The organism is Pseudovibrio sp. Ad13, assembly GCF_001623225.1.
Lineage (GTDB): Bacteria > Pseudomonadota > Alphaproteobacteria > Rhizobiales > Stappiaceae > Pseudovibrio.
This window is the reverse complement of the sequence record NZ_LMCC01000013.1, coordinates 176,024-202,116: the sequence shown is the minus strand read 5'-3', so window position 1 is coordinate 202,116 and position 26,093 is coordinate 176,024. Positions and strand designations below refer to the sequence as shown.

23 protein-coding genes are annotated in these 26,093 nt (G+C 50.4%); 22 read left to right on the top strand and 1 reads right to left on the bottom strand.

Annotated elements, in window-relative coordinates; all coding sequences use genetic code 11:
• Positions 1–73: 73 nt before the first annotated feature.
• The 4 genes from PsAD13_RS14700 (at position 74) to PsAD13_RS14685 (ending at position 5,178) form a co-directional block, all read left to right on the top strand.
• A complete protein-coding gene (locus PsAD13_RS14700) occupies positions 74–1,123 on the top strand; it encodes a LacI family DNA-binding transcriptional regulator (RefSeq protein ID WP_208986652.1) in 1,050 nt (349 codons plus the stop codon).
• Between the two features lie 373 nt (positions 1,124–1,496).
• Positions 1,497–2,882 (top strand): cytochrome P450, encoded by a 1,386-nt coding sequence (locus PsAD13_RS14695; protein ID WP_057465251.1) that lies wholly within the window; start codon positions 1,497–1,499, stop codon positions 2,880–2,882.
• A 28-nt stretch (positions 2,883–2,910) separates the two neighbouring features.
• Positions 2,911–4,086: a hypothetical protein gene (locus PsAD13_RS14690; RefSeq protein WP_063318619.1), complete on the top strand. Its 1,176-nt coding sequence runs from the start codon at positions 2,911–2,913 to the stop codon at positions 4,084–4,086.
• 78 nt (positions 4,087–4,164) lie between these two features.
• Positions 4,165–5,178, top strand: a complete 1,014-nt coding sequence (locus tag PsAD13_RS14685) for a hypothetical protein (RefSeq protein ID WP_208986651.1) — start codon at positions 4,165–4,167, stop codon at positions 5,176–5,178.
• On the opposite strand, the gene PsAD13_RS14680 is transcribed toward PsAD13_RS14685, so the two are convergent.
• Entirely contained in the window at positions 5,144–5,827 is a 684-nt protein-coding gene (locus PsAD13_RS14680) for a protein kinase (protein WP_063318618.1), read from the bottom strand. The genes PsAD13_RS14685 and PsAD13_RS14680 overlap by 35 nt on opposite strands.
• A 320-nt stretch (positions 5,828–6,147) precedes the next feature.
• On the opposite strand from PsAD13_RS14680, the gene tssA reads away from it, so the two are divergent.
• From tssA to tssK, 18 genes are all read left to right on the top strand, one after another.
• Complete coding sequence (gene tssA / locus PsAD13_RS14675) at positions 6,148–7,197, top strand: type VI secretion system protein TssA (RefSeq protein WP_057465254.1); 1,050 nt, start codon at positions 6,148–6,150, stop codon at positions 7,195–7,197.
• A 42-nt stretch (positions 7,198–7,239) separates the two neighbouring features.
• A complete protein-coding gene (tssB, locus tag PsAD13_RS14670) occupies positions 7,240–7,773 on the top strand; it encodes a type VI secretion system contractile sheath small subunit (RefSeq protein ID WP_057465255.1) in 534 nt (177 codons plus the stop codon).
• Positions 7,766–9,271: a type VI secretion system contractile sheath large subunit gene (tssC, locus tag PsAD13_RS14665; RefSeq protein WP_057465256.1), complete on the top strand. Its 1,506-nt coding sequence runs from the start codon at positions 7,766–7,768 to the stop codon at positions 9,269–9,271. The genes tssB and tssC overlap by 8 nt, the downstream gene beginning before the upstream one ends.
• A 133-nt stretch (positions 9,272–9,404) precedes the next feature.
• Positions 9,405–9,935 carry a type VI secretion system tube protein Hcp gene (locus PsAD13_RS14660; RefSeq protein WP_057465257.1) on the top strand — a complete coding sequence of 177 codons (531 nt, stop codon included), beginning with the start codon at positions 9,405–9,407 and terminating at the stop codon, positions 9,933–9,935.
• A gap of 82 nt (positions 9,936–10,017) precedes the next feature.
• Positions 10,018–10,869 (top strand): type VI secretion system accessory protein TagJ, encoded by an 852-nt coding sequence (locus PsAD13_RS14655; protein WP_063318617.1) that lies wholly within the window; start codon positions 10,018–10,020, stop codon positions 10,867–10,869.
• A complete protein-coding gene (gene tssE / locus PsAD13_RS14650; protein WP_063318616.1) occupies positions 10,862–11,368 on the top strand; it encodes a type VI secretion system baseplate subunit TssE in 507 nt (168 codons plus the stop codon). The genes PsAD13_RS14655 and tssE overlap by 8 nt, the downstream gene beginning before the upstream one ends.
• Before the next feature lies 1 nt (position 11,369).
• Positions 11,370–13,247, top strand: coding sequence for a type VI secretion system baseplate subunit TssF (gene tssF / locus PsAD13_RS14645; RefSeq protein WP_063318615.1), 1,878 nt, complete (start codon positions 11,370–11,372; stop codon positions 13,245–13,247).
• Positions 13,244–14,404 (top strand): type VI secretion system baseplate subunit TssG, encoded by a 1,161-nt coding sequence (gene tssG / locus PsAD13_RS14640; protein ID WP_063318614.1) that lies wholly within the window; start codon positions 13,244–13,246, stop codon positions 14,402–14,404. Before tssF ends, tssG begins: the two co-directional genes overlap by 4 nt.
• An 8-nt stretch (positions 14,405–14,412) precedes the next feature.
• Positions 14,413–17,094 carry a type VI secretion system ATPase TssH gene (gene tssH / locus PsAD13_RS14635; RefSeq protein ID WP_063318613.1) on the top strand — a complete coding sequence of 894 codons (2,682 nt, stop codon included), beginning with the start codon at positions 14,413–14,415 and terminating at the stop codon, positions 17,092–17,094.
• 130 nt (positions 17,095–17,224) lie between these two features.
• A complete protein-coding gene (locus tag PsAD13_RS14630) occupies positions 17,225–18,112 on the top strand; it encodes an ion transporter (protein ID WP_063318612.1) in 888 nt (295 codons plus the stop codon).
• Positions 18,105–20,093: a type VI secretion system contractile sheath large subunit gene (locus tag PsAD13_RS14625; RefSeq protein WP_063318611.1), complete on the top strand. Its 1,989-nt coding sequence runs from the start codon at positions 18,105–18,107 to the stop codon at positions 20,091–20,093. Before PsAD13_RS14630 ends, PsAD13_RS14625 begins: the two co-directional genes overlap by 8 nt.
• Before the next feature lie 21 nt (positions 20,094–20,114).
• Positions 20,115–20,396, top strand: coding sequence for a hypothetical protein (locus PsAD13_RS14620; protein WP_063291939.1), 282 nt, complete (start codon positions 20,115–20,117; stop codon positions 20,394–20,396).
• 40 nt (positions 20,397–20,436) lie between these two features.
• Positions 20,437–22,545 carry a type VI secretion system tip protein TssI/VgrG gene (gene tssI / locus PsAD13_RS14615; RefSeq protein ID WP_063318610.1) on the top strand — a complete coding sequence of 703 codons (2,109 nt, stop codon included), beginning with the start codon at positions 20,437–20,439 and terminating at the stop codon, positions 22,543–22,545.
• Positions 22,546–22,553: 8 nt separating this feature from the next.
• A complete protein-coding gene (locus PsAD13_RS14610) occupies positions 22,554–23,147 on the top strand; it encodes a hypothetical protein (RefSeq protein WP_063318609.1) in 594 nt (197 codons plus the stop codon).
• Positions 23,144–23,434 carry a PAAR domain-containing protein gene (locus tag PsAD13_RS14605; RefSeq protein WP_057465268.1) on the top strand — a complete coding sequence of 97 codons (291 nt, stop codon included), beginning with the start codon at positions 23,144–23,146 and terminating at the stop codon, positions 23,432–23,434. The genes PsAD13_RS14610 and PsAD13_RS14605 overlap by 4 nt, the downstream gene beginning before the upstream one ends.
• Before the next feature lie 4 nt (positions 23,435–23,438).
• The gene (locus PsAD13_RS14600; protein WP_208981864.1) at positions 23,439–24,254 is read left to right on the top strand and encodes an FHA domain-containing protein; all 816 of its coding nucleotides are present in this window, start codon (positions 23,439–23,441) and stop codon (positions 24,252–24,254) included.
• The gene (gene tssJ, locus PsAD13_RS14595) at positions 24,244–24,738 is read left to right on the top strand and encodes a type VI secretion system lipoprotein TssJ (RefSeq protein WP_082597106.1); all 495 of its coding nucleotides are present in this window, start codon (positions 24,244–24,246) and stop codon (positions 24,736–24,738) included. The genes PsAD13_RS14600 and tssJ overlap by 11 nt, the downstream gene beginning before the upstream one ends.
• Positions 24,738–26,075: a type VI secretion system baseplate subunit TssK gene (gene tssK, locus PsAD13_RS14590; RefSeq protein ID WP_063288533.1), complete on the top strand. Its 1,338-nt coding sequence runs from the start codon at positions 24,738–24,740 to the stop codon at positions 26,073–26,075. Before tssJ ends, tssK begins: the two co-directional genes overlap by 1 nt.
• Positions 26,076–26,093 lie beyond the last annotated feature (18 nt).

Below are 26,093 nucleotides of genomic sequence, written 5' to 3'. Positions count from 1 at the left end.
GCACGTAGGCGTTGCACATGAAAAGATTTTCATTCAATAATTGCCTGTCTTATTGATGAATGGTGGAAGTCGCGTGGCAACGGGTATCAAGCAGATCGCAAAGCTTGCGAACGTCTCAATCAGCACTGTTTCCCACGTTTTGAACGCTTCTGCTCCCATCGGCAGTGAAGTGCAGGAACGTGTGTTAGGCATCGCGCGTGAGACCGGTTACCTCGCTAAGCGGAGACGCAAAGCTTCTATCTCCCTGCTCTCTACAGTGCTGCTGGTTGGCACCAAGAAAGCCTTCCCTAAGTCTGACCGCAACTTCGTGGCCTGGACCATGCTGAACGCCTTCAGGAAAGAATGCCAAAGCCGTGGTATTCGCCTCATTCCTCAGATCGAGGAAGAAAATGAAATCAATCCGGACAATATTGTAGAGGCCGTTGCAAAACACCGCCCCCAAGGCATCGCAGTCATGCAGGATGACAGGCAATGTCTCATCGATATGCTTTACAAACTGCCGTCTGCCTCCGTTATTCTGAGTGGGCAGGATCAGTCGATGAGAGTGGATACTGTTGCCCCCAGCAACCGTTTTGGGGCAAAGCTGGCGACTGACCACCTGCTGGAACTGGGCCATAAAAAGATTGCGCTGCTCACCTGGGGCAATCGGCGGGTTGCGAAACAACGGACTGAAGGGTTTCTGGATGCCTTCAGACAAGCTGGGCTCGACGTTCCTGTCTCCGATATTATTGATGTTGGCGACTATCAGCAGGATGTGGTGGAGACCAACTTCAGCAAATGGCTGAGCGAATACAATGGTCCCTCCCCGTACTCCGCGTTCTTTTGCTCAGCAGACAACGTTGCGCTTGGTGCGATGAAAGCCCTACAGACCCACGGCTACTCTGTCCCCAACAATGTTTCAATTATGGGCTTTGACAATGCATTGTTTGGCGAACTGTCCAGCCCTTCCCTCTCTACCATCCACGTTCCCATGGAAGAGATCGGTCACGTCGCGCTGAATCTGTTGGAAGAAGCTTTAACCCTGCCTGATGGCGAGCGCAGTGCGCGCCGCGTGGAGCTTGGGTGCCGCTTGATCCTGCGCAACAGTACGGGCATCCCAAACTCGTCTTTTTCCAAGTCATAACACGCCAACACGTTCCCTTAGGGGACCTCTTTTAGATTCAAGTAAGGTTAGAAGACGTTTTCTGCAGCCATATTTTGGCGGGTTTACCTTGCTTTCTATTGTCATCACATCAGGCCTAAAGCCCTATAGCTCTTACTTTTACCGCTGTGTCTGATGAGACCAAAACCATTGGTTACTCAGAGTGTTTTCTCTTGATTAGCAATCAAACAAAATTTGCGGCGTCCCGAAAGCAAATCTCTAAGAGGGCTGTTCTATATTCCCGCAAAGCACTATTGCGCATGGGTTCTCACCTACTTCTCCTATCGGCTTGCGCTGATGATGTTGGGAAATGTGCGGAAGTATTCCAATTTCCGCCGCAACATGAATGTAGATAATGGAAAACAAGATTTCATTATATCGTCCGCCAGCACCCTATCCGGGAGAAGCCGCAGAAGGCTGGAGAAACTTCAGTAATTATTTGAGCTCTGACCCTCTTGGTGTCATCCCAAAGGAGCTGTACGAGTGCGCGATTTTTCAGTTTGACGATGATGACCCGCGTAAATTCCTCGTAAATGAGCCCAAGTTGCTGTCCAGAGTCCTGGAAGAGCAACAAGCGATTTTCCCAAAAGGCGGCGGAATTGCAGAGTTGTTGAAGCCGATCCTGCATAATGGTCTGGTTTCTGCAGAAGGTGTTGACTGGCAAGACCAGCATGAAATGGTTGCGCCTATCTTTTCCAACACAAGCGTCCGCATCTCGTTTGGCTATCTGCAAGAAGCACTCAGCTCCTTTGTTGAGCGTTTTCAGCAACACGCTGAAACTGGTCAAACCGTCAAACTGGCTGAAGAGATCAACTTTCTGGTTGCCGATGTTAATTTCCGCTGTGTGTTCTCAAAGCCCATTGAGATCCAGCTGGAGCACCAATGTTTCGACTCCATAATGAAATATGAGGAGGAAGTTGCTGGGACAGCGTTGGATCTGAAGCGCTTTACCGGTCGATCACAGCCTGTGTTTACAGAAGCTGCCTTGAAGACCGCAGAAGACGTGCGTGCTGTCATTTCGCAGATCATTGACGAGCACATGCATAACAAGCCTCCGAACTCTCAAAACTTCTTTCAAGTGTTTCAGGATGCCCGTGTTCCATCGACCGGCAAGCGTTTTACGAAATCACAACTTGTTGACCAGGTCGCGAGCATTTTCCTCTCCAGCCACGAAACAACATCTGCAGCGTTGTGTTGGTCTGTCTATATTCTTGCGCAATGCCCAGAGATAGTTGAGCGCATTCGAACAGAAGTGCAGCTGGTGACAGCTTGTGGCCGTATCTCTTATGAGCACCTGCCCCGCCTGCGTTTTACGCGTGACGTCTTTAAAGAGGTCCTGCGTCTTTATCCACCCGTGCTTTATCTTTCCCGCGTTGCCCGAGAAGACACGACACTTGGGGACACTCTAATCCCTAAGGAATCCATGGTAATCATCAGTCCATGGGTTGTTCATCGCCACCGTTCATTCTGGGAAAATCCAGATATGTTCGATCCTGATCGATTTTCGCGCGGAGAAGCGAAAGCAACACTTGGGAGCTATTTCCCCTTTGGTTTGGGCCCGAGAATGTGTACGGGCGCCAGCTACGTCACCTTCCTTGGAATTAAAGTGATCGCGCGATTGTGTACCATGTTTGATTTTGAAACGCTCAACACTGATGACGTGCGCCCAGACAGTACTCTTTATTTAAAACCGTCGAGACCTGTTTTATGTAAAGTACATAAAAGGAAGTTTAGTAAGTAGTCGGAAGATCAAACGTCGAGGTTACCCAATGGACCCCAAAGAACTACAACAGCTAAAAGCAGGCATTCAGAAGGCACGTAAGCAAGAAGTCAACTTTGCGTATTCGCCAAACAAGAATCCAAAGGAAGACGACGCTTTGATGATTCACCCGCGGAAAAAGCCAAAGATGCTTTTGGTCGCGGTGAAGAAAGAGACCCAGAACCCCAAGAGCATGTGTGGGGTTGTGACCATTAAAAGTAAGGAAATGACCATCGAATGCGTTGGTAAGCCACCTACCCAAGGGCTTATCAAGATGATGCGTAAGTTCCTAATCAGCCAAAAGCTGAACTTCAAGATCCATGTAAAAGATGAAGAGGGCAACACCGTTCACTCTGATCACGCAGAGGAAGAAGGTGCAGAGACTCCAGATCATATGCTGGATACGTTCTCTCATGAAACTGATGAAGTTTCAGACTCCGGCAGTGATGAAGCCTTTACTGATGAAGAACTGGCTGCCAGCGGCGAAAATCTGGAAGACACTGAAGACGACGAGGACACATCTGCTGAAGATGCCGCAGCAGCTGTCGCGGAAGACGCAGCACAAGAAGAAATTCTGCGCGACAAGCTGACGTCGATCCTGGCTGCACTCACCCATAAAGTTGAGAAAGCTCTCGGCAAGGATGAGGAATATGATGGCAAGCTGAGGCAGCAACTTGCAGCGGTTGAAGCCTCCGTCAATGCACTGGACGATCCCGGTACGCAATCAGGTGTGAAAGCGATGCTTGCTCTGTTGGCGCAGGCTCCAACACCAGAGAAGGTCGACCAGAAAGAGGTCTTTGCCGCGATCAAAGAGTTTCAGGTTCAGCGTGCAAATGTTGAAACAGACATTGGTAGTCTCCTTGCCAAGCTGAAAGCACATACGGACCCACGTATGCGGCTCATTCAGGCTAAGGGCCCCTCTCAGGCATTGACTGGTGCAGCCAGTGTCCTGCAAGGAAATCTGGATGCAGTGCTCAGTGATCTGAAAGACTGGGGCGCAGCTGATCCAAAGCAGAAAGTTGCTGTTACGAAAAAGCTCTCTGCAAGTATCACAACGCTCAACAAGCATATGGCCTCAGATAGACTGATCGACCTGCTCGAGAAAAACCCACTCGGTGTAACAGTTTCAATCAAGAAGCCGATTGAAGCTGCGCTGAAAGATATCGAACAGAAGATTTCTATCTGATCTAAACGCCCCATGCTGCAGTCTTTGTAGCATGGGGCGACCTTTGTTTACGGGAACAAGCTGAAGGAGCACCCCGCATTGCCTTGCTTCTGTTTTTGTCCAGATATCATTCCCGACATCAACCTCAACCTACTTGTTCCTCTTGTGTTGAAGGCAGGAGAAGCGACGGCGTTGCCGCGCATCAAAGGGCCTTCTCTTCGTGTCACATCCCCCCATCTGTTCATGCGGTTTCGTCCGTTCAACTTCCTGAGCCTTGCGCAACTTTTGGCGTTGAACGCCAGCATCAATCATCGCCTGACTGCAGCTGCAGACCTGGCTCTTCGCGTGACAGAGTCTGCGTCACTTCCCGCCGCTAAGCTAAAACTGAAAAAACTTGCGCAAACCTCAGCGAAGTTTGCACTCCCTCTTGCGCTGAAGCTTGGTTCCCTTCCCGGCCATATCCTTGCGAAGCTGGGGCTTGCCGCGCAACTCATCCTTCAGATTAAGGGGCTCGGACTGAACCCGTTTAATCTCAATCTTGGCAAGTTGAATCTCATCCTCCCGAAAGCAAAGATCAATCTACCTTTGCTTGGGCTCGTTGATCTGGGACTGAAGCAGAATTTGAACATGAATGCTCAGGCTGACCTGAAGGCTCTTGCTAAGATGTTGGCTGACTTTGGCAACTGGAACCTTGGCTTCAAGTTCGACCTGAAAGCAGCATTCAAAATTTTGGCCGCTTTGAACATTATTGGTCTTTTACAGCTGGCCTTTGGCGAAAGCCTGTTTTCAGGAAACGTCAAAGCCTGGGCCCGCATTACTGCAAAGCTGAGCCTCTTTTCCAGATTGCTGCCACAGCTGAACCTGAAACTGCCGACAGCTAAAGTGGATTTGAGTGATCTTGACCTGAACATTGGTCAGGCTGACTGGCTTCGCAATGCAAACCGTATTTCCATGAGGGCATCTGCACGCGCATCACTTCGAGCATCCGCACGCCTCAATGCGGGTTTATTTGCCCGAACGGAGGCTGCCATTGGGCTTGCCTACGCCCTCTCCGCAGCTCTTAACATCAAGCCCACGACTAGGTGCTGTAGTCGCTGTGCGTTAATATTCTAACGCGCTCACCCGGCACAAATTTCAGCAGTTGAGTAACCATTTGCCGCCAGTCTGGCGGTAATTTTCTGAGGTCAGGATTGCTCTGCCGAAACGCAATGGCAGCTTCATATGTGTCCTTGATATGATCCCGATGCCCAAACATCTCGTGTATAATCAAGCCTAGTGCATACAGGTCTGCTTTCTCGGTGATTTGATCCGTACCTAACCCGAGTTGTTCTGGTGCGGCATAGTTCAAATGACCAGTAAAACTGCTACGGGGTCTTATAAACGGCAGCTCGTCAGCAAAGGCACAATAGGCAAAATCCAGAATGACTAAGCCATGCTCTCCCTGGTTGCTTAGCATGATGTTGTTGGGAGCGAGATCCAGGTGAGCAATCCCTGCGTTATGGAGATGATTGATCGTCAGAACCAATTGTTTACAGAGTTGGACACATTCTTTTGAGGACAGCAACGCCTTACTCATCCTGTCGGCAAGAGTTTGGCCTTCCACCAACTCCATCACCAGCTTGATGTTTCCGTTTCCGTCTTCGGCTTTCAGCTCCACAAACTTTGGCGCAATGGTGCCTGACAGGCGCTGCAAGGCTTTCGCTTCTCTAAAAAAAAGTTGCTGCGGAGCAGATGATGAGATGATCGTCTTCTCTGCCAACATGCGTTTTGTCGACGGGCACTTGTAAAACCTGACAGTGCTTGTTGATGTGTTCTTTGCAGGTTCCAACACAATATCCTTATATCTGTCAGAGTGTTCTGGTTGCAGAGATACTTTTCCCTATCAAGTCAACGAGTTAATAACGATATTACCAGTTCCTCTTATACTGTACACACAATGAAATGATCTTGCGGAATATTATAGGCCCATCTCGAGTGGTCGCCCCACTCATTTGGCAACCTCTACCAATCCTATGCGCAAATAATTGGTAGTGATCGGACTTCCAGTCCCAATAAGCAGTAGCAGAGCGGGATAGATTTCGAATGGATCCAACGGCTTCCCTTCAACCTATTGAGGAGAATGCACCTTGCGGGCCGGATCTTGAATACGATCCTGACTTCCTGACGATGGAGACTGCTGCCAGTGGCACCCAAGATCACCAGATCGGGGAAGCCATTATCAAAGGGGAAGAGCCTGACTGGAAGGAAGCGCTGCGCCTCTCCACCCAGCTGCTTACACGGACCTACGATCTTCGCGTTGCCATCATTCACGCACAATCTCTAATTGCAATTGAAGGGTATCCAGGCTTCGCCAAAGGCATGGATTTCATTGCACAAATGCTGGATTCCTTCTGGGATACGCTACATCCAGAACTTGATCCTGCAGAGGGGCATGACCCGATCATGCGTGCGAATGTCCTTTCCGCTCTCAACGACAGACGCACAACGCTTGCTTTGATCAGAAATGCCGCTTTAGTTCAGTCTCGTATCTTCGGAGCATGGTCTCTCAACGAGATCGCTATTGCCCGCGGGGAGACTGAACTGCCTGATGGTCGTGATAGGCCGGACATTGCCTCTTATGACGCTGCTCTCAGAGAGACTGATCGCGAAAACATTGCAGAGGTTGTTAATGCAATCGAAACCGCGATCAAAACATCCGAGCATATCCGGGATTTTTTCGCGCAGCACGGTGGCCTGATCCTTGACGACCTGCTGCGAGAGTTGCGTCAAGCGCAGTTTTTATTGGCTCCAGCACTGGAAATCGAAGAGGAAGAGGAGGAGGAAGATGGAGAACCTGACTCTGAGGAAGATGGACCAGTCAAAGCCCGAACAGGCAAGAAAAGCGCAAGTTTTACTGGAACAGTTATAAACCGAACTGACGTGTTAAGGGCTCTTGATGAAGTTTGTGCGTATTACAAGCGTAGCGAACCTTCAAGTCCGGTTCCACTTCTACTGGGTCGGGCCCGACGTCTTGTTGATCTCGACTTTTATTCCATCATCAAGGACCTCGCTCCAGATGGGGAAGCACAAGTTTTGAATATCAGAGGGGTACGCCCCGACGACGATGACGAGCATTCTGGTTCAATCGAATAACCCAGGTCTGAATAAGAACAAAAGTACCGGGAACCCGATCACATGGCAAAACAAAGTAGTCAGAAATTTATAGCGAGGAACAGAGCCCCTCGAGTGCAAATTGAGTACGATGTTGAATTGTACGGTGCAGAGAAGACCATCCAGCTGCCTTTCGTGGCTGGCGTGATGGCTGATCTTTCTGGCAAGCCCGAAGATCCACTTCCTCCTGTAGGGGATCGTAAAGCCCTTGAGATCGACGTCGACAACTTCGATGAACGCATGAAGTCGATGAAGCCACGTGTGGCATTCCGGGTTCCCAACACCCTCACAGGCGAAGGCAATCTCAGTGTTGATTTGACCTTCGAGAGTATGGACGACTTTTCTCCGGCAGCCGTTGCCCGCAAAGTTGACGCTTTGCGTACCTTGTTGGAAGCCCGTACTCAACTTGCAAACCTGATGACCTATATGGACGGCAAGTCCGGTGCCGAGGAGTTGATCGGTAAGGTTTTGAATGATCCTGCCCTTTTGCAAACACTAGCTGCCACACCGAAGGAAGGTGATGCTGCTGCTGAAGAGAAGGACGAAAATAATGGCTGAAGCTGAAAAACAACCGGAAGTCGAAGCCGAAGAGGCACAGGTTGAAGCTATTGATCCCAATAACTTTGAATCTCTCCTCACTCAAGAATTCAAACCCAAGTCAGACAGCGCAAAAGAAGCCGTGGAAGGTGCAGTGGCAACACTGGCTGAGCAGGCTTTGGCAAACACGACGCTGATTTCAGACGATACGCTGAAGTCAATCGAGTCAATTGTTGCCGAACTTGACCGCAAACTTTCCGAGCAAATTCAAACGATCCTTCACCACGAAGATTTCCAGAGCCTGGAAGGTACCTGGCGCGGACTTCATTATCTCGTCAATAATACTGAGACTGACGAAATGCTGAAGATCCGGGTGATGAATATCTCCAAAAAAGAACTGAGTAAGACCCTGAAAAAATACAAGGGTACGGCTTGGGATCAGAGCCCGGTCTTCAAGAAAATCTACGAAGAAGAATACGGCCAGTTCGGTGGTGAGCCTTATGGTGTGCTGATTGGTGATTACTACTTCGACCATACGCCACCAGACGTGGCACTTTTGAACGAAATGGCAGAGATCGCCGCGGCGGCTCATGCTCCGTTCATTGCAGGTGCAAGCCCTAGCCTCTTCCAAATGGAATCCTGGCAAGAACTCTCAAACCCCCGCGATCTCACCAAAATCTTTCAGACACCAGAATATGCCGCATGGCGATCACTACGAGAATCTGAAGATTCCCGTTATATCGGCCTTGCAATGCCGCGTTTTCTGGCCCGGCTGCCTTATGGCCCGCTTACTGAGCCAGTGGATGAGTTTGATTTTGAAGAGGACACATCAGGTGCCTCCTCCTCGAAGTACGTCTGGTCCAATTCTGCTTTTGCAATGGCAACCAATATCACCCGTTCATTCAAGATGTACGGCTGGTGCTCCCGCATCAGAGGTGTTGAATCTGGTGGCGCTGTTGAAGGTCTGCCTTCACATACGTTCCCAACGGATGATGGCGGCGTGGACATGAAGTGTCCAACTGAGATTGCTATCACTGACCGCCGTGAAGCTGAACTTGCAAAGAATGGCATGATGCCATTGTTACACCGTAAGAATTCAGACTTAGCCGCGTTCATTGGGGCACAGTCTTTGCAGAAACCAGCAGAGTATACGGACCCTGATGCGACAGCAAATGCGAACCTTGCAGCTAGGTTACCTTACTTATTTGCAAGTTGTCGGTTCGCTCACTATCTAAAATGTATTGTTCGAGACAAGATTGGCTCGTTCAAAGAACGTCAGGATCTTCAGAACTGGCTGCAAGATTGGATTATGCGTTACGTAGATGGCGATCCTGCAGGTTCCAGCGAGCAGACAAAGGCGGAAAAGCCTTTGGCGTCAGCCGAAGTGGTCGTCGAAGCCGATGATTCAAACCCAGGCTACTACAGCGCGAAGTTCTTCCTGCGTCCTCATTACCAGTTAGAAGGTCTGACGGTTTCCTTGCGACTGGTTTCAAAGCTTCCGTCAGCCAAGGGAGGATAAACCTTAGGCTGACGCGGAAGACGGCAGCGTTTTTATCAAACCCATTCAAAACGCTGTTAATCGGCACTACGCCTCATGCGGCAAGCCGTTTAGTGCCACAACAAAGTAAGCAACAAAAAGTGGAGCAAGCGTCATGTCAATTGATGCATATGTAATCTTTGAGGGGCCCGGTGCCGGTGCTATCGCCATTGAAGGCGAAACACAAGATGATGAAATGGCCAAAAAAAAGGCCTTCGAGATCGCCACTTTCAGCATGGGTGCTGAAAACACTATGGACATCGGTTCCATGCGTGGCGGTTCTGGCGCTGGTCGCGTGAAGTTTAAAGAATTCCAGATTGAAAAGAAAAGTGACCGCGGTTCGCCAGGCCTTTTCCTTGCTTGTTGTAACGGCGGTATTTACGAGACAGTGACACTTTTGCTTCGCCGTTCTGGTGGTGCATCCGGTAAAGCTGGTGTGATCTTCCTTACCTTCACAATGAAGCTGGTTGCCATCAAGGAAATCAGTTGGGAAGGTAACGACGAAGAGTGTAAAGAATCCATCCAGATGGAATATGGTGCTGTTCAGATTGATTACACCATGATGGATACCACTGGTGCGATGGGCAAGACACTTACCGAAAAGTGGAGCCGCATCAAGAATACTCGCGACCTCGTCGTCAAATAATCGAGTATTTTCCCTACCTTATCTGTTTGCCGGGGCTTCCCCGGCAAACCTTCCTCATCGCAATAATCTGGAGTGATCCCGTATGCCTGCGAAGGAACATCTAGCCACAGGTAATTTACAAGAAGCGCTCAAGATCACTCAGGAGCAAGTGCGAAAAAAGCCTGAGGACGTCAAAGAACGCATCCTCCTTTTCCAGCTCTATTGCGTCAATGGAGACTGGCTCAAAGCCAAAAAACAACTTCCAATCATCCGGCAGTTTGATGAAAGTGCCGTGCCTATGGTGGAGACTTATTCCCGCTTGCTGGATATGGAGCAATTGCGCGAAGAAGTCTTTTCAGGTGACAAGACGCCCCTGCTCTTTGGCGAACCCAAAGAATGGCTTTTTTTTCTGGTTCAAGCCCTCAAGTTCGATAGTGAGAAGAACGAACAAGCGGCAATTGAGCTTCGGGATAAAGCCTTTGAAGAAGCAGACGCAATTTCCGGAACCATCAATGGTGAAAAGTTCGAGTGGCTGGCAGATGCCGACCCGCGACTTGGCCCCGTTCTTGAGCTTATGATGAGCAACGCCTATTACTGGGTTCCGTACTCCGCAATCAAATCCATCAGAATTCCAGAGCCTCGTGATCTGCGGGACATGTGCTGGACACCTGTGAATCTTCTTTGGGTCAATGGTGGCCCTGCAAATGGTTTCATTCCAACACGTTACGTTGAGACTGTTCATTCAGACGACCCAAACCTCAAGCTTTCCCGTTTAACTACCTGGAACGAAGACAGACCGATCGGGCAACGTATGTTTGCGCATGAAAGCGCAGAGATCCCTCTGCTTGAGGTGCGAGCGATCAACTTTGACACTGAACTGGATATTCATAAGGACATCGGCCCCGTAACGGGCACAGATGATGCCGCATCTTCAACGGAGGGAGGCCATGGCTGAACGCCCTCTTGCTGATCGGTTGGTCCCGTCTTTGTTGGATCGTCTTACAGATGACAACCCGTTTCAGCAGGTGGAGCCTCGTGAAGCCCGTGTCACCAGTTCGGTTAATCTTCGGTATTCCATTCAACGTGATTTGGAGTGGCTTTTTAACACAACCCGCCTGGCATCAGACATTGATTTGACACCCTATCCCGAAGTCCAGTCCTCCGTCTTAAATTTTGGAATTCCAGACCTAGGCGCGATGACAAGCAAAAGTGCTGAAGAGATTGAAGACATCTTGCATGAGGCAATCGTACATTTCGAGCCACGTCTTATTGCAGAAAGTCTTTTGGTTTCTATCGTTGAACCTAATAAGCCACGCCGTTCCAATCGTCTGGATTTCCAGATTGAGGGGCAGTTGTGGTCTCAACCTTTGCCACAAGCCTTGTACCTGCGCACTGAGTTCGACCTTGATGTGCATGCGGTGCAAATAGCTAAACCGCGCCAGCGAGGTTCTTGACATGAAGCCTTGGCTGCTTCCGTATTACAACAGAGAATTACAGCATATTCGCGAAAGTGCCTCTGAATTTGCAGAGGCTTACCCCAAGGTCGCTGGGCGTCTTGGGTTGAGTGGTTTTGACTGTGCTGATCCGTACGTTGAACGTCTTCTGGAAGGCTTTGCGTTCCTAACTGCGCGTGTTCAATACAAACTGGATGCCCAGTTCCCTCAGTTTACGCAGCACCTTCTGGAAATGGTGTATCCGCACTTCCTGGCACCTGTTCCGTCCATGCTCATTGCAAGTTTAGAGCCGGATATGACGCAGGGCTCCCTGAAGGATGGATATGTTATTCCTCGCGGAACACAGTTACGCAGCCGTAAGAGTGCACGCGGAGCGACGCCTTGTATTTATAACACCGCTCATGAAACAACCCTTTGGCCAATTACGATAGAGGCCATTGATTATCTGGCGAGCCCAAGTGAGTTGGCCGCTCAGAAGGTTGAAGTGAAAAATGGAGCTAAAGCCGGACTTCGCATTCGATTGAAAACGGTTGGCAATATTCCGTTTAATGAGCTCGCGCTGGACGAACTTCCGCTTTATCTGCGGGGCGGTGGCTCACAACCGGTGAAACTTTATGAGCAAATCATCGGTAATTGCACTGGTGTTGCGATCCGCCCAACAAGTTTGCCTACGCCCTGGGAAATCAGCCTTTCCTCCGAGATCGTGAACACGCGTGGGTACGGAGATGAGGACGCACTTCTTCCTTACGGACCGCAATCCTTCAGTGGGTACCGTCTGTTGCAGGAGTACTTCGCATTTCCGCATCGTTTCCTGTTTGTTGAACTGACCAATTTGCAACCTGCCGTTCGGCAATGCGAGACGGATGAGATGGATGTCTTTCTGCTCTTTGATCGGATTGACAAAGATCTGGAACGTGCCGTTGATCGTGCCAACATCTCATTGTTCTGCACGCCCGCAATCAACCTGTTCTCAACGCGCCTTGACCGTTTGCATATCAACGATAAGCGCAGCGATCATCATGTGGTGCCTGACAGATCGAAACCGCTCGACTACGAGATTTATCAGTTACAAGAGGTTGAAGGGTTCAGCTCACAAGGCGATGCCCCACAGATCTTCAAGCCGTTCTACAGCCTATCAAGTACGCAAGACTTACAAAGTGAAGGCGCCTATTACACGGTGAACCGCAAACAGCGGCTTGCAACGGCCAAACGCCAGATGACAGGTGGGCGGAGTAATTATCTTGGCACCGAAATTTTTGTCAGTCTCGTAGATGCGAAAGATGCTCCCTATAATCTGGCACTCAACCAGCTGGGCATCCGCGCACTTTGCACAAACCGGGATCTGCCATTGATGATGCCGATTGGTGCGGGAAAGTCTGATTTTTCCCTTCCGGAAGGTGGGCCAGTTGAAGCGGTCAAATGCATTGATGGTCCTAGTCGCCCACGTCCCTCAAACATCTTTGGTGAGACCGCATGGCGTTTCATCAATCATCTTTCACTGAACTACCTCAGCATTGCAGACAACAACGATACTGATGGTGCGCAAGCACTGCGTTCCATCCTGCATCTGTATGCGCCACTGGGTGACAGTTCCACAACACAACAGATCGATGGCGTACGCTCAATCAAATCCACACGAGCTGTTCGCCGCCTCCCCGGACAAGGCCTTTCATCCGTGGCGCGCGGACTTGAGCTCAATATTACGCTTGATGAAGCCGCTTTTGAAGGCACGGGTGTGTTCTTGCTTGGTGCTGTGCTCAATGAGTTCTTTGCCCGATACGTTTCGATCAACAGCTTCACTGAGACAGTGATCAGATCCAACGTACGCGGTGAAGTTATGCGCTGGCCCTGCCAGATCGGGAGGCGTCACAGACTATGACCGGCTCGCAAACACCACCTCCCCCCGGCTCATCTGGCCCACCCAAACCTCGCGATGGGCAAGGCGCATTGCCCGTACCGGTTAAAGCAGACGTAACGCCTGAAGTTCGGTGGAAGCAGCGTTTGCGCTCGGCTGAGAAAGATTACCTCAGTTACGAATTTTTGCCTTTGGTGCGGCTTATTGAGTGTTCTAACCCGGATATGCCTCGGATCGGAACGTCACGGCGCTGTCAGGACGACCCTGTTCGATTTTCTCATGAACCGCATTTGCAGTTTGAAGCCTCAACGATCACAGCATTCAAGCAAGGTGTTGGAACAAAACCCAGCCGGTTAACCAGCAGGTTTTTAGGGCTATTTGGACCCAACGGTCCAATGCCGCTTCATCTGACTGAGTATGCCTTTAAGCGGGAACATCAACACCGCGACACCACTATGCGTGCATTCGCGGATGTCTTTCACCACCGTATCCTGAGCTTATTTTACCGCGCGGCGATTACGGGAGAGCCCGCGTTCAGCTTTGATCGCCCCGAACAAGACCGGTATTCGATCTATACCGGAGCGCTCGCGGGATTTGGACCAACTGAGTTTCGGCATCGTGATGATCTGCCGGATGTGGTGAAGTACCACTTCGCTGGCCGTCTCGCCTTGCAAACCCGCGGAGCTGATGGGTTGCTGGCTATTTTGAGCTGTTACTTCAACCTTCCCGTCGCTCTGGAAGAGTTTATCGGAGAGTGGCTGTATCTACCCAAAAATCAAGTGACGGCCCTCAACGGCTTTCGCAATGCCGGACTTCTCGGTGTTGGAGCTGCACTGGGGGGGCGTGTTTGGTCCAGCGACACAAAGTTCCGTGTGGCGTTCGGTCCTTTGAGCTTACGTGACTATGAAGGTCTGCTTCCTGATGGCGTTTCCATGCCGCGTTTGCTTTCAGCCGTCAGAGCCTATTGCGGCGATGAGCTGGAGTGGGATGTGGCTCTTGTCCTTAAGCGCAATCAGGTGCCGACTACCCGGCTTGGACAATATGGAAAGCTTGGCTGGACCACCTGGTTGTCTCCTAAAAAACAAGGAGATCCGGTCCGAGATCTCAATTTACGCCCACGACAAGTCACTGAAAAATCAAAAGCATCTGTTCACAACAACAATCGTGCGAAGGCTGCCTAGGAGTTCCCATGAGTGATATCAAACGAGCGTCCCTCTTCGGTAAATTGAATCCGACCTGCTATCAGGCAATCGACAGCGCTACGACCTTTTGTAAGATGCGCGGCAATCCTTATGTGGAGTTGGAGCATTGGTTCCAGCAGTTGTTGAGTGGTCAAGATTCAGATCTGCACCGCATCTTGCGGGATGCAGAGATCGATGAGGCCCGGCTCGCGAGTGATCTCACCAAAGCCTTGGACAAGTTGCCCCGAGGAGCCAGTTCTGTCAGCGATCTGTCTCAGCACGTGGAAGAGGCCGTTGAACGCGGTTGGGTTTATGCCACTTTGATGTTTGGTGATAATGCCATCCGCAGCGGTTACCTTCTGATTGGCATCCTAAAAACACCGGGCCTTCGCAATACGCTCTTTGGCATTTCGCGTCTGTTTGAGAACATTTCAGCTGATGATGTTGCGACACGATACAAAAAGATCACAGAAGGCTCTCCTGAAGAGGGAAAAGCCAAGGATGGAACGCAACTTGATGCTGGCGAACAGAAAGCCACTGCTCCGGGGCTAAAGTCAGCTGATGAAGCGTTAGACGCCTACTGCACAGACATCACGGCAAAGGCAAAAGCTGGACAGTTGGATCCGGTTATTGGCCGTGAAGAAGAAATTCGCCAGATCATCGACACGCTGATGCGCCGTCGTCAAAACAATCCGATTCTGACTGGTGAAGCTGGGGTTGGTAAAACGGCTGTGGTTGAAGGTTTGGCCATCCGCATTGCAGAGGGCGACGTGCCCCCATCCATCAAGGATGTGCGCGTTCTATTGCTTGATGTCGGGTTATTGCAGGCTGGTGCTGGCGTAAAAGGCGAATTTGAAGATCGCCTGCGCAAGATACTGGATGCGGTGCGCTCCTCTGTACAACCGATCATCCTGTTCATTGATGAAGCCCACACGCTCATTGGTGCAGGAGGTGCTGCGGGAACCGGTGATGCAGCCAACCTCTTGAAACCAGCCCTTGCCCGTGGTGAGCTTCGGACGATCGCCGCAACAACATGGTCTGAATACAAGAAGCACATTGAGAAGGACCCTGCCCTTGCTCGCCGCTTCCAGAACATTCTGGTTGAAGAACCAGATCCAGACAAAGCCGTTGCTATCATGCGCGGTGTAGCTGCGATGCTTGAAGAGCATCATCAGGTCCAGATTCTGGATGAAGCACTTGAAGCTGCTGTACATTTATCGATGCGCTTCATTCCGGCACGGCAGCTGCCAGATAAGGCAATCAGCCTGATAGATACAGCCTGTGCCCGGGTCGCTCTTTCACAACATGCCACGCCAGCCGCTGTAGATGACTGCCGTAAGCGTCTCGTTATGATTGAGACGGAACGGGATATCCTTGATCGAGAAGCGCAGTCCGGGTTTGATGTCGGAGACAAGCTAACTGACGTGCACAAGAAGCTTGCAGAGCTTGAGAAAGAGCGTGAGGCTCTTGAAGCTGAATGGTTGAAAGAGCAATCGCTTGTTACAGAAATTCTGAAACTGCGTGAGGTGTTCCGTCAGACCAATGGAGATGAGAACGCAGATACGGCTCCAATCAAGAAAGAGCTGGATCAGAAACTTGAGGAACTGACCGAACTACAAGGTGAGCATCCCCTCATTCTTCCTGAAGTAGATAGCCAAGCTGTCGCAACGATTGTTTCTGACTGGACGGGTATCCCAACCGGGCGCATGGTCTCTAACGAGATTAAGACTGTGTTGCATCTGAGCGATATCCTGAGGAAACGGATCATCGGTCAGGATCACGCCATGGAGGTGATCGCTCGCCGCGTAAAAACCTCCCGTGCCAATCTTGATAATCCAAGTCGCCCAATTGGTGTGTTCCTTCTGGTTGGACCAAGTGGTGTTGGTAAAACCGAGACAGCCTTAGCGCTTGCAGAGACCCTTTATGGCGGTGAGCAGAACCTTATCACCATCAACATGAGTGAGTTTCAGGAGTCCCATACAGTCTCCACGCTCAAGGGCTCTCCACCAGGTTATGTGGGTTATGGTGAAGGCGGCGTTTTGACGGAAGCTGTGCGCCGTAGACCTTATAGCATTGTGTTGCTGGATGAGGTGGAAAAAGCCCACCCCGATGTGCACGAACTCTTCTTCCAGGTCTTCGATAAAGGCATGATGGAGGATGGCGAAGGCCGGAAGATCAACTTCAAGAACACTTTGATCCTGCTGACCGCCAATGTGGGCAGTGACCTCATTTTGGATATGTGCGCAGACGAAGATCTGACACCGGATCCAGAGGGAATTGCCAAGGCTTTAAGACCCCCACTCCTGAAAGCCTTTCCGGCAGCCCTTTTGGGCCGGCTTGTAACCGTGCCTTACTACCCGCTAAGCTCTCCTGTCATTCATAAGATCATCAATCTGCAACTTGGCCGAATTGGTGATCGTATCCTTGAGAACCACAATGTGACGTTCACTTGGGATGACTCAGTTGTTGCTTTGATTGAGAGCAGGTGTGCGGAAATTGAGAGTGGTGGCCGTATGATCGATGCGATCCTGACCAACACCCTTCTCCCGGATATCAGTACAGAATTCCTAAAGAACATGAGTGAAGACAAGAAGATCACAGAACTCAAGGTTCTGACTGATGGTGATGCTTTTGACTACAAGTTCAAGAAGTCACCTGTGGCTAAAAAAGATAAGCACAAGAAGAAATAGGCTCTTCACAGACCATTCAGATAAATCTGAAAGCAAAATCAAAACATAGGCTTATTACTTTTTTTACCACAGAAACTAACTGAAACAAAACACGTCGGAACTACTTTTCCAAGTGACGAGGAGTCCAACGATGCAGAAAGTTAAACAATCGGCGAGGAGAGGGTCGACACGCATTCCTGCGTGGCGTCTTACTTTGCGCCGTATTGTTCGTTCTGATGCCTTTCAGTACACCTTTCTCATCTTGATTGTTGTCAACGCCATCAGCCTGGGTCTGGCGACGTCTCCCTCCGTGCGACGCTTGACCGGAGATGGTCAGATCATTTTTGATGATGTGATTATCGGACTTTTCATCTTGGAATTTGTTCTGAAAATCATGGCTTTTGGCACGCGGTTTTTCAAAAGCTGGTGGAACATCTTCGACATTTCAGTGGTTAGCTTCTCACTGCTCCCACAGTCGGGTTATCTCAGCGTTTTGCGTGCCCTTCGGGTTATGCGGGCCATGCGTGTCCTGTCCTTCCTGCCACAATACCGGCAAGTGATGCAGGCTCTGTTGGACGCGCTGCCCGGCATGTTCTCCGTGATGATCGTTCTGGCGCTGATTTATTATGTGTTTGCGGTGATGGCGACTGGCCTGTTCGGCGCAAGTTTCCCGGACTGGTTCGGGGACATTGGCCGATCCTTGTACTCGCTGTTCCAGATCATGACGTTAGAGAGCTGGTCCATGGGGATCGTACGTCCCGTAATGAAGATCTATCCCTACGCCTGGGCTCTTTTCATACCCTTTATCTTCCTGACTGCATTTGCGGTGCTCAACCTGTTTATCGGTCTGATCGTCAGCTCCATGCAGGGCATATATCAGGAAGAACACAGTGAAGACGTCGAACGCCTTCGCCTCCTCGTATCCGCAGAAAACCGTGCAATCGCCGCTCAATTGGAAGCTGCGCAGTTACAGGTAATCAAAACCCTCGAACGTCTTGAGGACCAGATAGAAACCAATAAGAGAGATTCTGATGAGTGACTCTGACAAGGACGATGATCTTGACGCACTGCTCAATGACATCATAGAGGAAAGTGATGCTCCCACAGAAGGTGAAACCGCTGAAGGTGCATCCGCAAGTGTTTTTGAGCCAGATTTTGGCGAGGTCACATGTGAAGCCCCAAAGCTCAACATCACGCTGGATAGTCCGTTCCATCTTGCTGTGATCGGTGATTTTTCTGGTCGTGCCAACCGTATGGCTCTTTACAATGCTGATGAGCTTGCTGTGCTCAAGGGGCATAATGTTGATGTCGATACTGCAGAAGATCTCCCTGCCCGTTTCAAGATCAACATTGAACTTGACCTTGCTGGTGATGAAAAAGTCATTCGGTTTGAACCGAGCTGCATTGAAGACTTCCATCCTGACGAAATAATCGATGAGTTCGAGATATTTGATGAGCTGAAAGCGCTGCGTTCTTCCCTCAAGAACCCCGGAACATTCAGCAATGCGGCTGCAACCATTGATGAGTGGCTGGAAAACAAAGGCGAAAAGCCTGTCTCACAGCGCAACTCGCGTGGATCAGTCATTCCAGTTGACAAGAAGCTGAGTGACTTTTCAGCTCTCATTGATCGCCCAGTTGAAGAACATGAAGAGGCCGACGACTTTACAGATCTGATTGGTAAGATTGTCTCGCCCCACATTACTCCAGCCGACAACCCGCAGCTCGATGATTACCTTGAGATCGTCGAGACTGTAATGACCACAACATTGCGTAAAATCCTTCAAAATGCAGATTTTCAGTCTCTGGAGAGTGTTTGGCGCGTAATTGATATGTTGTCACGCCGAGTTGAGACCTCAACGGCACTCAAGATAACGCTCTATGACATTTCTGCGGAAGATTTTGCAAGAGACCTCAGCGCGACCAACAAGCTTGAAGAAACAGGTTTGTATCGTCTCTTCGTGGAAAATGCGCTGCAGGATGAAGGTGTTGGCACACCGAGTGCAATTGTTGGCCTTTACACATTCGACATGACGCCACCTCACGCAGAGCTTCTGGGGCGTATGTCAAAGATCTGTGCGCATGCGCATGCACCTTTCCTGACATCCCTGGACCGCAACAATGCCACCAGAAAATTTGCTGAGCTTCCTAAGATTACCGAAAAGACGTGGCAGAGTCTGCGTGCCATGCCAGAAAGCAATTACATTGGCCTGAGCTTGCCACGCTTCATGCTTCGAATGCCTTATGGCGCAAAGACCGACCCTATTGATGCATTCAGCTTTGAAGAGTTTGACGAGCAAGTTGGCCTGAAAGCCATGTTGTGGGGCAACCCTGCAGCCCTGATTGGTCTTGTGCTTGCAAAAGACTATGAAACCAATGGCGGCGGCATGAAGCCAGGATCGATCCTGACACTCAACGAAATGCCCTTCCACTACGTTCACGACCAGTACGGTGATCAGGTTGCCCTGCCCTGTACTGATCGCATGATCAGTCATCGCAGCGTCGAGCCACTAATGAGACAGAGCTGGATGCCTATTGTCTCTATGAAGGGGCAGCCCGAAGTTCGCATAGCCTCTCTTAATGGCCTGGCCGGTGACACAATTTCTGGACGCTGGTGCGATCAGATTGCAGTGACCAAAGCTGCCGAGACACCAAGCCCAAGTGCTGGCGCGCGTGTCAGCATCAGTGGTGGCGACGGCTTAACCCCAGGTATTCAGGCAACAAAAGGTGCTGTTGTTGTCGAGACCATCATTGATCCTAAGAAAACACCAGAAACCATCTTCAGAATTGAGGCTGATCCGCCAGAACCTAAGGTGAGTGAACCTGAAGCGGCAGAGGACGAAGAAGACGACGTTGAAGAGGTACCAGCACCTGCGCCAGCCGCAGCAGCTGCCCCGCCTGCGCCTGTCCATGACACAACAGAGTTGGACAACCTCCTAGCCGATCTTTCAGCAGACGATGAGGAAGAAGCGGATGAAGAGGGTATGGATCCGGAACTCGAAGCACTGCTTGCTGATCTGTAACAATTGATAATGGAGTTTCAAATGGCCGAACTCATTGAGATAGAAGAAGTACCTGAGATTTACGTCATGGAGTACGGCGGCAACTATTATCTTGTTCGCGGCGCCGCTTATCTTGACCAGATTCTGTTTGGCAAAGAGCCACTCAGCTTCCCCGTGCTCATCAAATCCGTAAAAACCTGGGATGAGGTTCTCGTGAATTGGGAGAATACCGGGGGCTCCATGCCCTGGATCCTCAATCCCAGCATTGTTGAACGGATGGAACGAGACAATCGCAAACTGACCTCAGACAGCTTCAACGCCTGAGACCGAACGAGAAACGTTTTAGAAATAGGCAGGTCCTGGAATGTGTGCGAGCAAAGTAACTGAAAATCGGCTGTTCACGATCAGCTTCGATGGTGGAGATGACAGCTTCCACCTTTGGAAGATGAAGATGACCAGCGAAATGAGTGAGCTCTACGAAATGGTCGTAGATTGCCGATCATTCGAGCATGACCTGAGCCTTGATAAGATGCTTGGGCAGACACTTACGGTTGAAATGAAAAAAGTGTCCGGCACAAGCCTGTCTTCTGACCAGTATCTGAATGGGTTTGTAACCAAGGCCATCTATACGGGACAAGATCATGGCTATTCAACTTACCGGCTTATTGTACGCCCGTGGCTTTGGTTTTTGACTCTTACCAGCAACTGCCGGATTTTTCAGGAAAAGTCGACGCCAGACATCTTGAAAGAAGTCTTTCAGGAAGCTGGTTTTACCGACTTCAAAAACAAGCTGAGTGACAGTTATGATCCCCGGCCCTATTGCGCTCAGTTTCAAGAAACCGACTTCAACTTTATCTGCCGCCTGATGGAGCAGGAAGGGATCTATTATTACTTTGAGCATGAGGATGGCCAACACACGATGGTATTGGCAGATTCCTATAGCGCTCATGAAGACATCAAAGGCGAGTCCAGCCTTCCCTTCTATTCTGAGGAAGATCATTTCCGTCGCGGAGCTGATCACTTTTGGGATTGGCGACACAATGAAGAGATCCAGACCGATGAAGTTGAAATCAATGACTATGATTTCACTAAGCCCACGAGTGATTTGAAAGCTAATGCTAGCGAAAAGAAGTCCCACCAGCTGTCTGGCCGCACGCGTTACATGTATCCAGGCCATTACGAGGAAGTCAGTGTAGGTGAAAAGCGAGCCAAGGTGCGCGTTGAAGAAGCCAGTGCGGCTTACGCCAAGGTATATGCGCGCGGCAACGTCCGTGGATTGCGACCCGGATACCTTTTCAAATTGGATCAGTTTTCAGACGACCCAAGTCAGGAAAAAGAATACCTGATCACGAAGGCGATCTGTGAAGTCTCCATCGAGTTTGCGCGCGATGAAGAGCAGGAATTTTATGACGCAATCACCTACGAGATTGAGGCAGTCGATTCCAGCGTTCAATACCGTAAAGCCTCTACTACACCCTGGCCTAATATGAACGGGTTGCAGTCCGCAGTTGTTACTGGCGCGGATGGTGAAGAGATCTGGACCGATGAGTATGGCCGGATCAAAGTGCAGTTCCATTGGGATCGTGACGGACAGAACGATGATAAATCTTCTTGCTGGGTGCGTGTAGCGCAAATGTGGGCAGGTAAAGGTTGGGGTGGTCTCCACATTCCCCGTGTTGGGCAGGAAGTCCTCGTTGATTTCTTAGATGGTGATCCCGACCGACCTATTGTTGTGGGCAGTGTTTACAATGGAGAGCAGACTGTTCCTTATGACCTGCCCGGTGAAGCCACAAAGTCTACGCTTAAGAGTGAGACATCCAAGGAAGGCGGCGGGAACAACGAGTTCCTGTTTGAAGACAAGAAAGATGAGGAACTCGTTCAGCTCACGGCTGAAAAGGACTATGAGCGCACCGTTAAAAACAATGAAACCGTCAAGATTGGTTTCGACAAGCAAGAAGATGGCGACCAGACAATCGAGGTCTATAATAATCGCAGTCTGACGGTTGATCAGGGTGACGAGACCTACACAATCAAGACCGGTGGCCGAACCACAACTGTCGAAAAAGACGATGCCCTCTCAGTCAAGTCTGGCAATCACACTATTACAGTTGAGAGCGGCGACCAGAGCATCTCCATGAAGCAAGGTGCGCAGACTGTTGAAGCCATGAAAGACATCGGTGTGACCTCGCAAACCGGCGATGTGAAAGTGGACGCATCTGCTGGATCGGTGAAGGTCTCCGGAACCCAAGCCATTGAGCTCACCTGTGGTGGCAGCTCGATCAAAATGGATCCCATGTCCATCACCCTTACCGCTGGCCCCAGCTCGCTCAAACTTGAAGCCGCTCAGGCAGAGTTGAAAGGCTTGATGGTGACCGTAAAGGGTGATGTTCAGGCGACCGTTGACGGGACATTGACCACCTTAAAAGGCGCTGGCATCACGACGGTACAAGGTGCTCTCGTCAAGATTAACTGAGGCGCATTATGGAAAATAGCGTGACAAATACTACACTGCTCCTCAACTCCTACAAGGATCTACTGGAAAAAAGACCTTTAGAACTTGGAGATGAAGCAGTACCATTGATAGAGGGACAGAAGCCTTCTATCGAAGTTGTGGATACCTTGGCAGAAGCGGAGCTCATGTCTGACGCTATTAAGGTTCTCGCTCACGCCCTGAGTAAACCACGCGCAGTGTGGTGGGCCAGTCAAGTCAGCAGAGCTACCTTTCCTGAAGGCAGTCAACCGCCCGATAAAGACGAAATAGCGCTGAAAGCCGCCGAGGATTGGGTCCGCAAACCCGAAGAAGACATGCGCCGTGCAGCAATGAAAATTGCTGATGACGGAGGATATAAAAGCGCCGCTTCTCTTGCCGCGGCAGCGGCTGGTTGGAGTGGCGGTAGTATGGGATCTCCCGAATTTGACCCTGCACCTCCCCCAGAAAACCTAACTAGTATTGCTGTAGGGTCATCTATAGTTTTGTCTGTATACGACAGTAACGTGGAGGACCCTGAAGAGTTCTTAGTCAAAGCTTACAAGTTGGGACGAGCGCTCGCAGATAATGAAATAGAGGCCCTATGAGTTTCCCAGCAGCACGCATGACAGACATGCACGTCTGTCCAATGGTGACCGGTATCGTTCCTCACGTAGGAGGCCCGATATCTCTTGGAGCACCGACGGTTTTGATCGGAAACTTACCAGCGGCGCGCATGACTGACATGTGCGTGTGTGTTGGGCCTCCAGATACAATTATGAAAGGCAGTGTCACCACTTTGATCGCCGGACTGCCGGCGGCGCGCATGCTGGATGTCACTGCTCACGGCGGCACCATCATCCTTGGCTGGCCCACAGTTTTAATCGGGGGCTAAGGATATGACTGATAACACGAGCATGGTTTTAGTACTCATTTTGACCAAGGGGCATGAGTTGGTCGACACAGGAAAATGCACGCGCATACTGCGACAGGAACGCTGCGTCATTGGACGTGGAAGCAGTGCGGATTGGATTCTTCCCGATCCTGCAAACCAGCTTTCGCGCCGTCATTGTGTCGTTGAGTGGAACGACGGGGCCTACCGCGTCGTCGATACCAGCTCCAATGGAACCTTTGTTAATGATTGGGACGAACCAGTTCCCAACGGTGAGGCCTGTGGCCTTCAGGATGGCGATGTTATCAGGGTCGGAAACTATTACATCAGCGCACAAATGTTGCCAGAAGATGCTGATGCCCGTCTGAAAGTGGATGACTTTCTTGCAGAACCTGAGAACCCTGATCCACTTGCAAATCTTCTTCCTAAAGAACTCGACATGGAGGATGACGACTGGGTCGATGACCAGATCGTTACCCCTGAAGACGAACTTTCCGAGGTTCTGAATGACCCACTGGAGTCTCCAGAATCTATTCTCAGAAAAGCGACTGAAACACTGGACTCCTACCCTGCCAGCGCTGGGAAAGAACCTATTCCGCCAGTTAGTTATGGATTTGAAGGATACAAATATTCCAGCTCAGTACCGTTTGAAAGTGAAAGCGGCATTTCGAGTGAGGAAGGTGCAAGTGCGTGGGATCACAACCGCACGGAATCCGATTCATTTAAATTGCCCAGAACGCATCACCAGACCATTCCTGAGGACTGGGATGTAGCCCCGAAAAAAGACATTCAGAACAAAGCTCGTAAACCAAATGACGATTAGCCACATCAAACGCATTGCGTACATTTTGCTTTTGAGTATCGGTCTGGCCTCCTGCTCCGCCGAGATGCCGATGCCTGTCATGATCACGACGACAGTCATCGCGGACAAGGAGTTGAACCAGAACGCAGATGGGATGTCGACGCCTGTTCAGGTGAAGATCTTTTACCTTACGTCTGATGCCGAGTTTAAAACTCATGACTTTTTCACTTTGTTTGAAAAAGGAGACCAGGTTCTCGGCAAAAACCTGCTTGCTATGAAGGAAGTTTTCATAGCTCCCGACAAGATCATGAAGGTAGCAGTCAAGGTTGACCCCAGTGTGGCATTTGTCGCTGTGCTCGGTGCCTTTCGGAAAGTGGATACAGGAACATGGAGTTCGGTGATTATGGTTCCAAACAATCAGCCATCGAGCCTCATTGCGTATTTGAGCAAGCTTGAAATTACTCTGCAGCCCGACAAGACAGTAAAAGAAGGATGGTTCTATTAATGACCACTCATAACAAAGTTGTCTGGTCAGAAGGTCTGTTTCTACAGCCGCAGCACTTTCAGCAGCATGATCGCTATCTGGAACAGCTGGTCAGTGACACTATCTCGAGCATTCGCCCTCACCCCTGGGGCCATACAGAGATGAAAATAAATCAGGAAGCCCTGAAACTGGGCCAGTTTGCACTCAATTTTGCCAGCGGTCTGATGCCGGATGGTACGCCTTTTAAAATGCCACAGGAATGTGACGCTCCTGCGTCTATTCCAGTTCCTGAAAGCGTAAAAAACTCGGTCGTTTATCTTGCATTGCCTATTCGCCAACCTGGTGCCTACGAATATGAATATCCAGGTGTGCAAGAAACCGCTGCGCGCTATGTGGTGCATGAATCCGAGGCGCGAGATGCAATCACCGGCAGTGACGCCAGCGTCCAGATGGAAACTGGTCGGCTACGGTTCTCTTTTAAGTTCGACTTTGAGGATCTGGAAGGCTGGATCTGCTTGCCTATCGCTCGTGTGATTGAAGTACGGGCAGATAAGCAAGTTATTTTAGATGACGAGTACATCTCCACGTGCCTCGCCTCACATTCCTCCTCAGTGCTTTATGGATACATTCGCGAGATCTGGGGCATGCTGAGCCACCGGGCAGATGCACTTGCAGGGCGTGTTTCGAACTCCGGCAGTAAGGGTGTTGCAGAGATTTCGGACTTTCTGCTTTTGCAGACCGTCAATCGCTATGAACCACTCTACGCCCACTTTGCGCAAACACCCTCGCTCCATCCTGAAGCGCTGTACCGGATTTCGATCCAGCTGGTTGGTGAGCTTGCAACATTTACAGCGGCAGCACGGCGCCCCTCAACACTTCAGCCTTATCGGCACGAAGCCCTGACAGAGACATTTGCTCCTGTGATTGCTCATTTGCGACAGCACCTTTCTGCTGTTCTGGAACAGACTGCCGTGCCGATACCGCTGGAAGAGCGCAAGTACGGCGTTCGTGTTGGCATGCTGCTCGATCGCAGCCTGATCAAGTCGGCTCGGTTTGTGCTTGCTGTTAGTGCTGACCTGCCATCGGAAGTGATCAATCGACACTTCCCGGGGCAGATTACGATTGGATCTGTCGAACAGATCCGAGACTTTGTGAATTCCGCTTTGGCCGGCATCGCAGTGAAGCAACTGCCAGTCGCGCCAAGACAGATCCCGTACCACACGGGCACAGCATATTTCGAACTGGATCCGGCCTCATCACATTGGGACGAAATCCGTGTTTCTGGCGGTCTAGCGATGCATGTCGCGGGTGATTTCCCGAAACTTGTGATGGAACTCTGGGCGATCAGAGAGCAATAAGCGGCTAACGGACTGAGG

What these genes read in the sequence shown, in the direction of transcription:
- PsAD13_RS14625 (WP_063318611.1), top strand. Translation starts at nt 18,105, where the DNA reads ATGAGTGACTCTGACAAGGACGATGATCTTGACGCACTGCTCAATGAC.
- PsAD13_RS14610 (WP_063318609.1), top strand. Translation starts at nt 22,554, where the DNA reads ATGGAAAATAGCGTGACAAATACTACACTGCTCCTCAACTCCTACAAG.
- tssC (WP_057465256.1), top strand. Translation starts at nt 7,766, where the DNA reads ATGGCTGAAGCTGAAAAACAACCGGAAGTCGAAGCCGAAGAGGCACAG.
- PsAD13_RS14680 (WP_063318618.1), bottom strand. Translation starts at nt 5,827, where the DNA reads ATGTTGGCAGAGAAGACGATCATCTCATCATCTGCTCCGCAGCAACTT.
- tssK (WP_063288533.1), top strand. Translation starts at nt 24,738, where the DNA reads ATGACCACTCATAACAAAGTTGTCTGGTCAGAAGGTCTGTTTCTACAG.
- PsAD13_RS14660 (WP_057465257.1), top strand. Translation starts at nt 9,405, where the DNA reads ATGTCAATTGATGCATATGTAATCTTTGAGGGGCCCGGTGCCGGTGCT.
- PsAD13_RS14695 (WP_057465251.1), top strand. Translation starts at nt 1,497, where the DNA reads ATGGAAAACAAGATTTCATTATATCGTCCGCCAGCACCCTATCCGGGA.
- PsAD13_RS14600 (WP_208981864.1), top strand. Translation starts at nt 23,439, where the DNA reads ATGACTGATAACACGAGCATGGTTTTAGTACTCATTTTGACCAAGGGG.
- PsAD13_RS14620 (WP_063291939.1), top strand. Translation starts at nt 20,115, where the DNA reads ATGGCCGAACTCATTGAGATAGAAGAAGTACCTGAGATTTACGTCATG.
- PsAD13_RS14605 (WP_057465268.1), top strand. Translation starts at nt 23,144, where the DNA reads ATGAGTTTCCCAGCAGCACGCATGACAGACATGCACGTCTGTCCAATG.
- tssG (WP_063318614.1), top strand. Translation starts at nt 13,244, where the DNA reads ATGACCGGCTCGCAAACACCACCTCCCCCCGGCTCATCTGGCCCACCC.
- PsAD13_RS14655 (WP_063318617.1), top strand. Translation starts at nt 10,018, where the DNA reads ATGCCTGCGAAGGAACATCTAGCCACAGGTAATTTACAAGAAGCGCTC.
- tssE (WP_063318616.1), top strand. Translation starts at nt 10,862, where the DNA reads ATGGCTGAACGCCCTCTTGCTGATCGGTTGGTCCCGTCTTTGTTGGAT.
- tssI (WP_063318610.1), top strand. Translation starts at nt 20,437, where the DNA reads ATGTGTGCGAGCAAAGTAACTGAAAATCGGCTGTTCACGATCAGCTTC.
- tssJ (WP_082597106.1), top strand. Translation starts at nt 24,244, where the DNA reads ATGACGATTAGCCACATCAAACGCATTGCGTACATTTTGCTTTTGAGT.
- tssA (WP_057465254.1), top strand. Translation starts at nt 6,148, where the DNA reads ATGGATCCAACGGCTTCCCTTCAACCTATTGAGGAGAATGCACCTTGC.
- PsAD13_RS14630 (WP_063318612.1), top strand. Translation starts at nt 17,225, where the DNA reads ATGCAGAAAGTTAAACAATCGGCGAGGAGAGGGTCGACACGCATTCCT.
- tssH (WP_063318613.1), top strand. Translation starts at nt 14,413, where the DNA reads ATGAGTGATATCAAACGAGCGTCCCTCTTCGGTAAATTGAATCCGACC.
- tssF (WP_063318615.1), top strand. Translation starts at nt 11,370, where the DNA reads ATGAAGCCTTGGCTGCTTCCGTATTACAACAGAGAATTACAGCATATT.
- PsAD13_RS14690 (WP_063318619.1), top strand. Translation starts at nt 2,911, where the DNA reads ATGGACCCCAAAGAACTACAACAGCTAAAAGCAGGCATTCAGAAGGCA.
- tssB (WP_057465255.1), top strand. Translation starts at nt 7,240, where the DNA reads ATGGCAAAACAAAGTAGTCAGAAATTTATAGCGAGGAACAGAGCCCCT.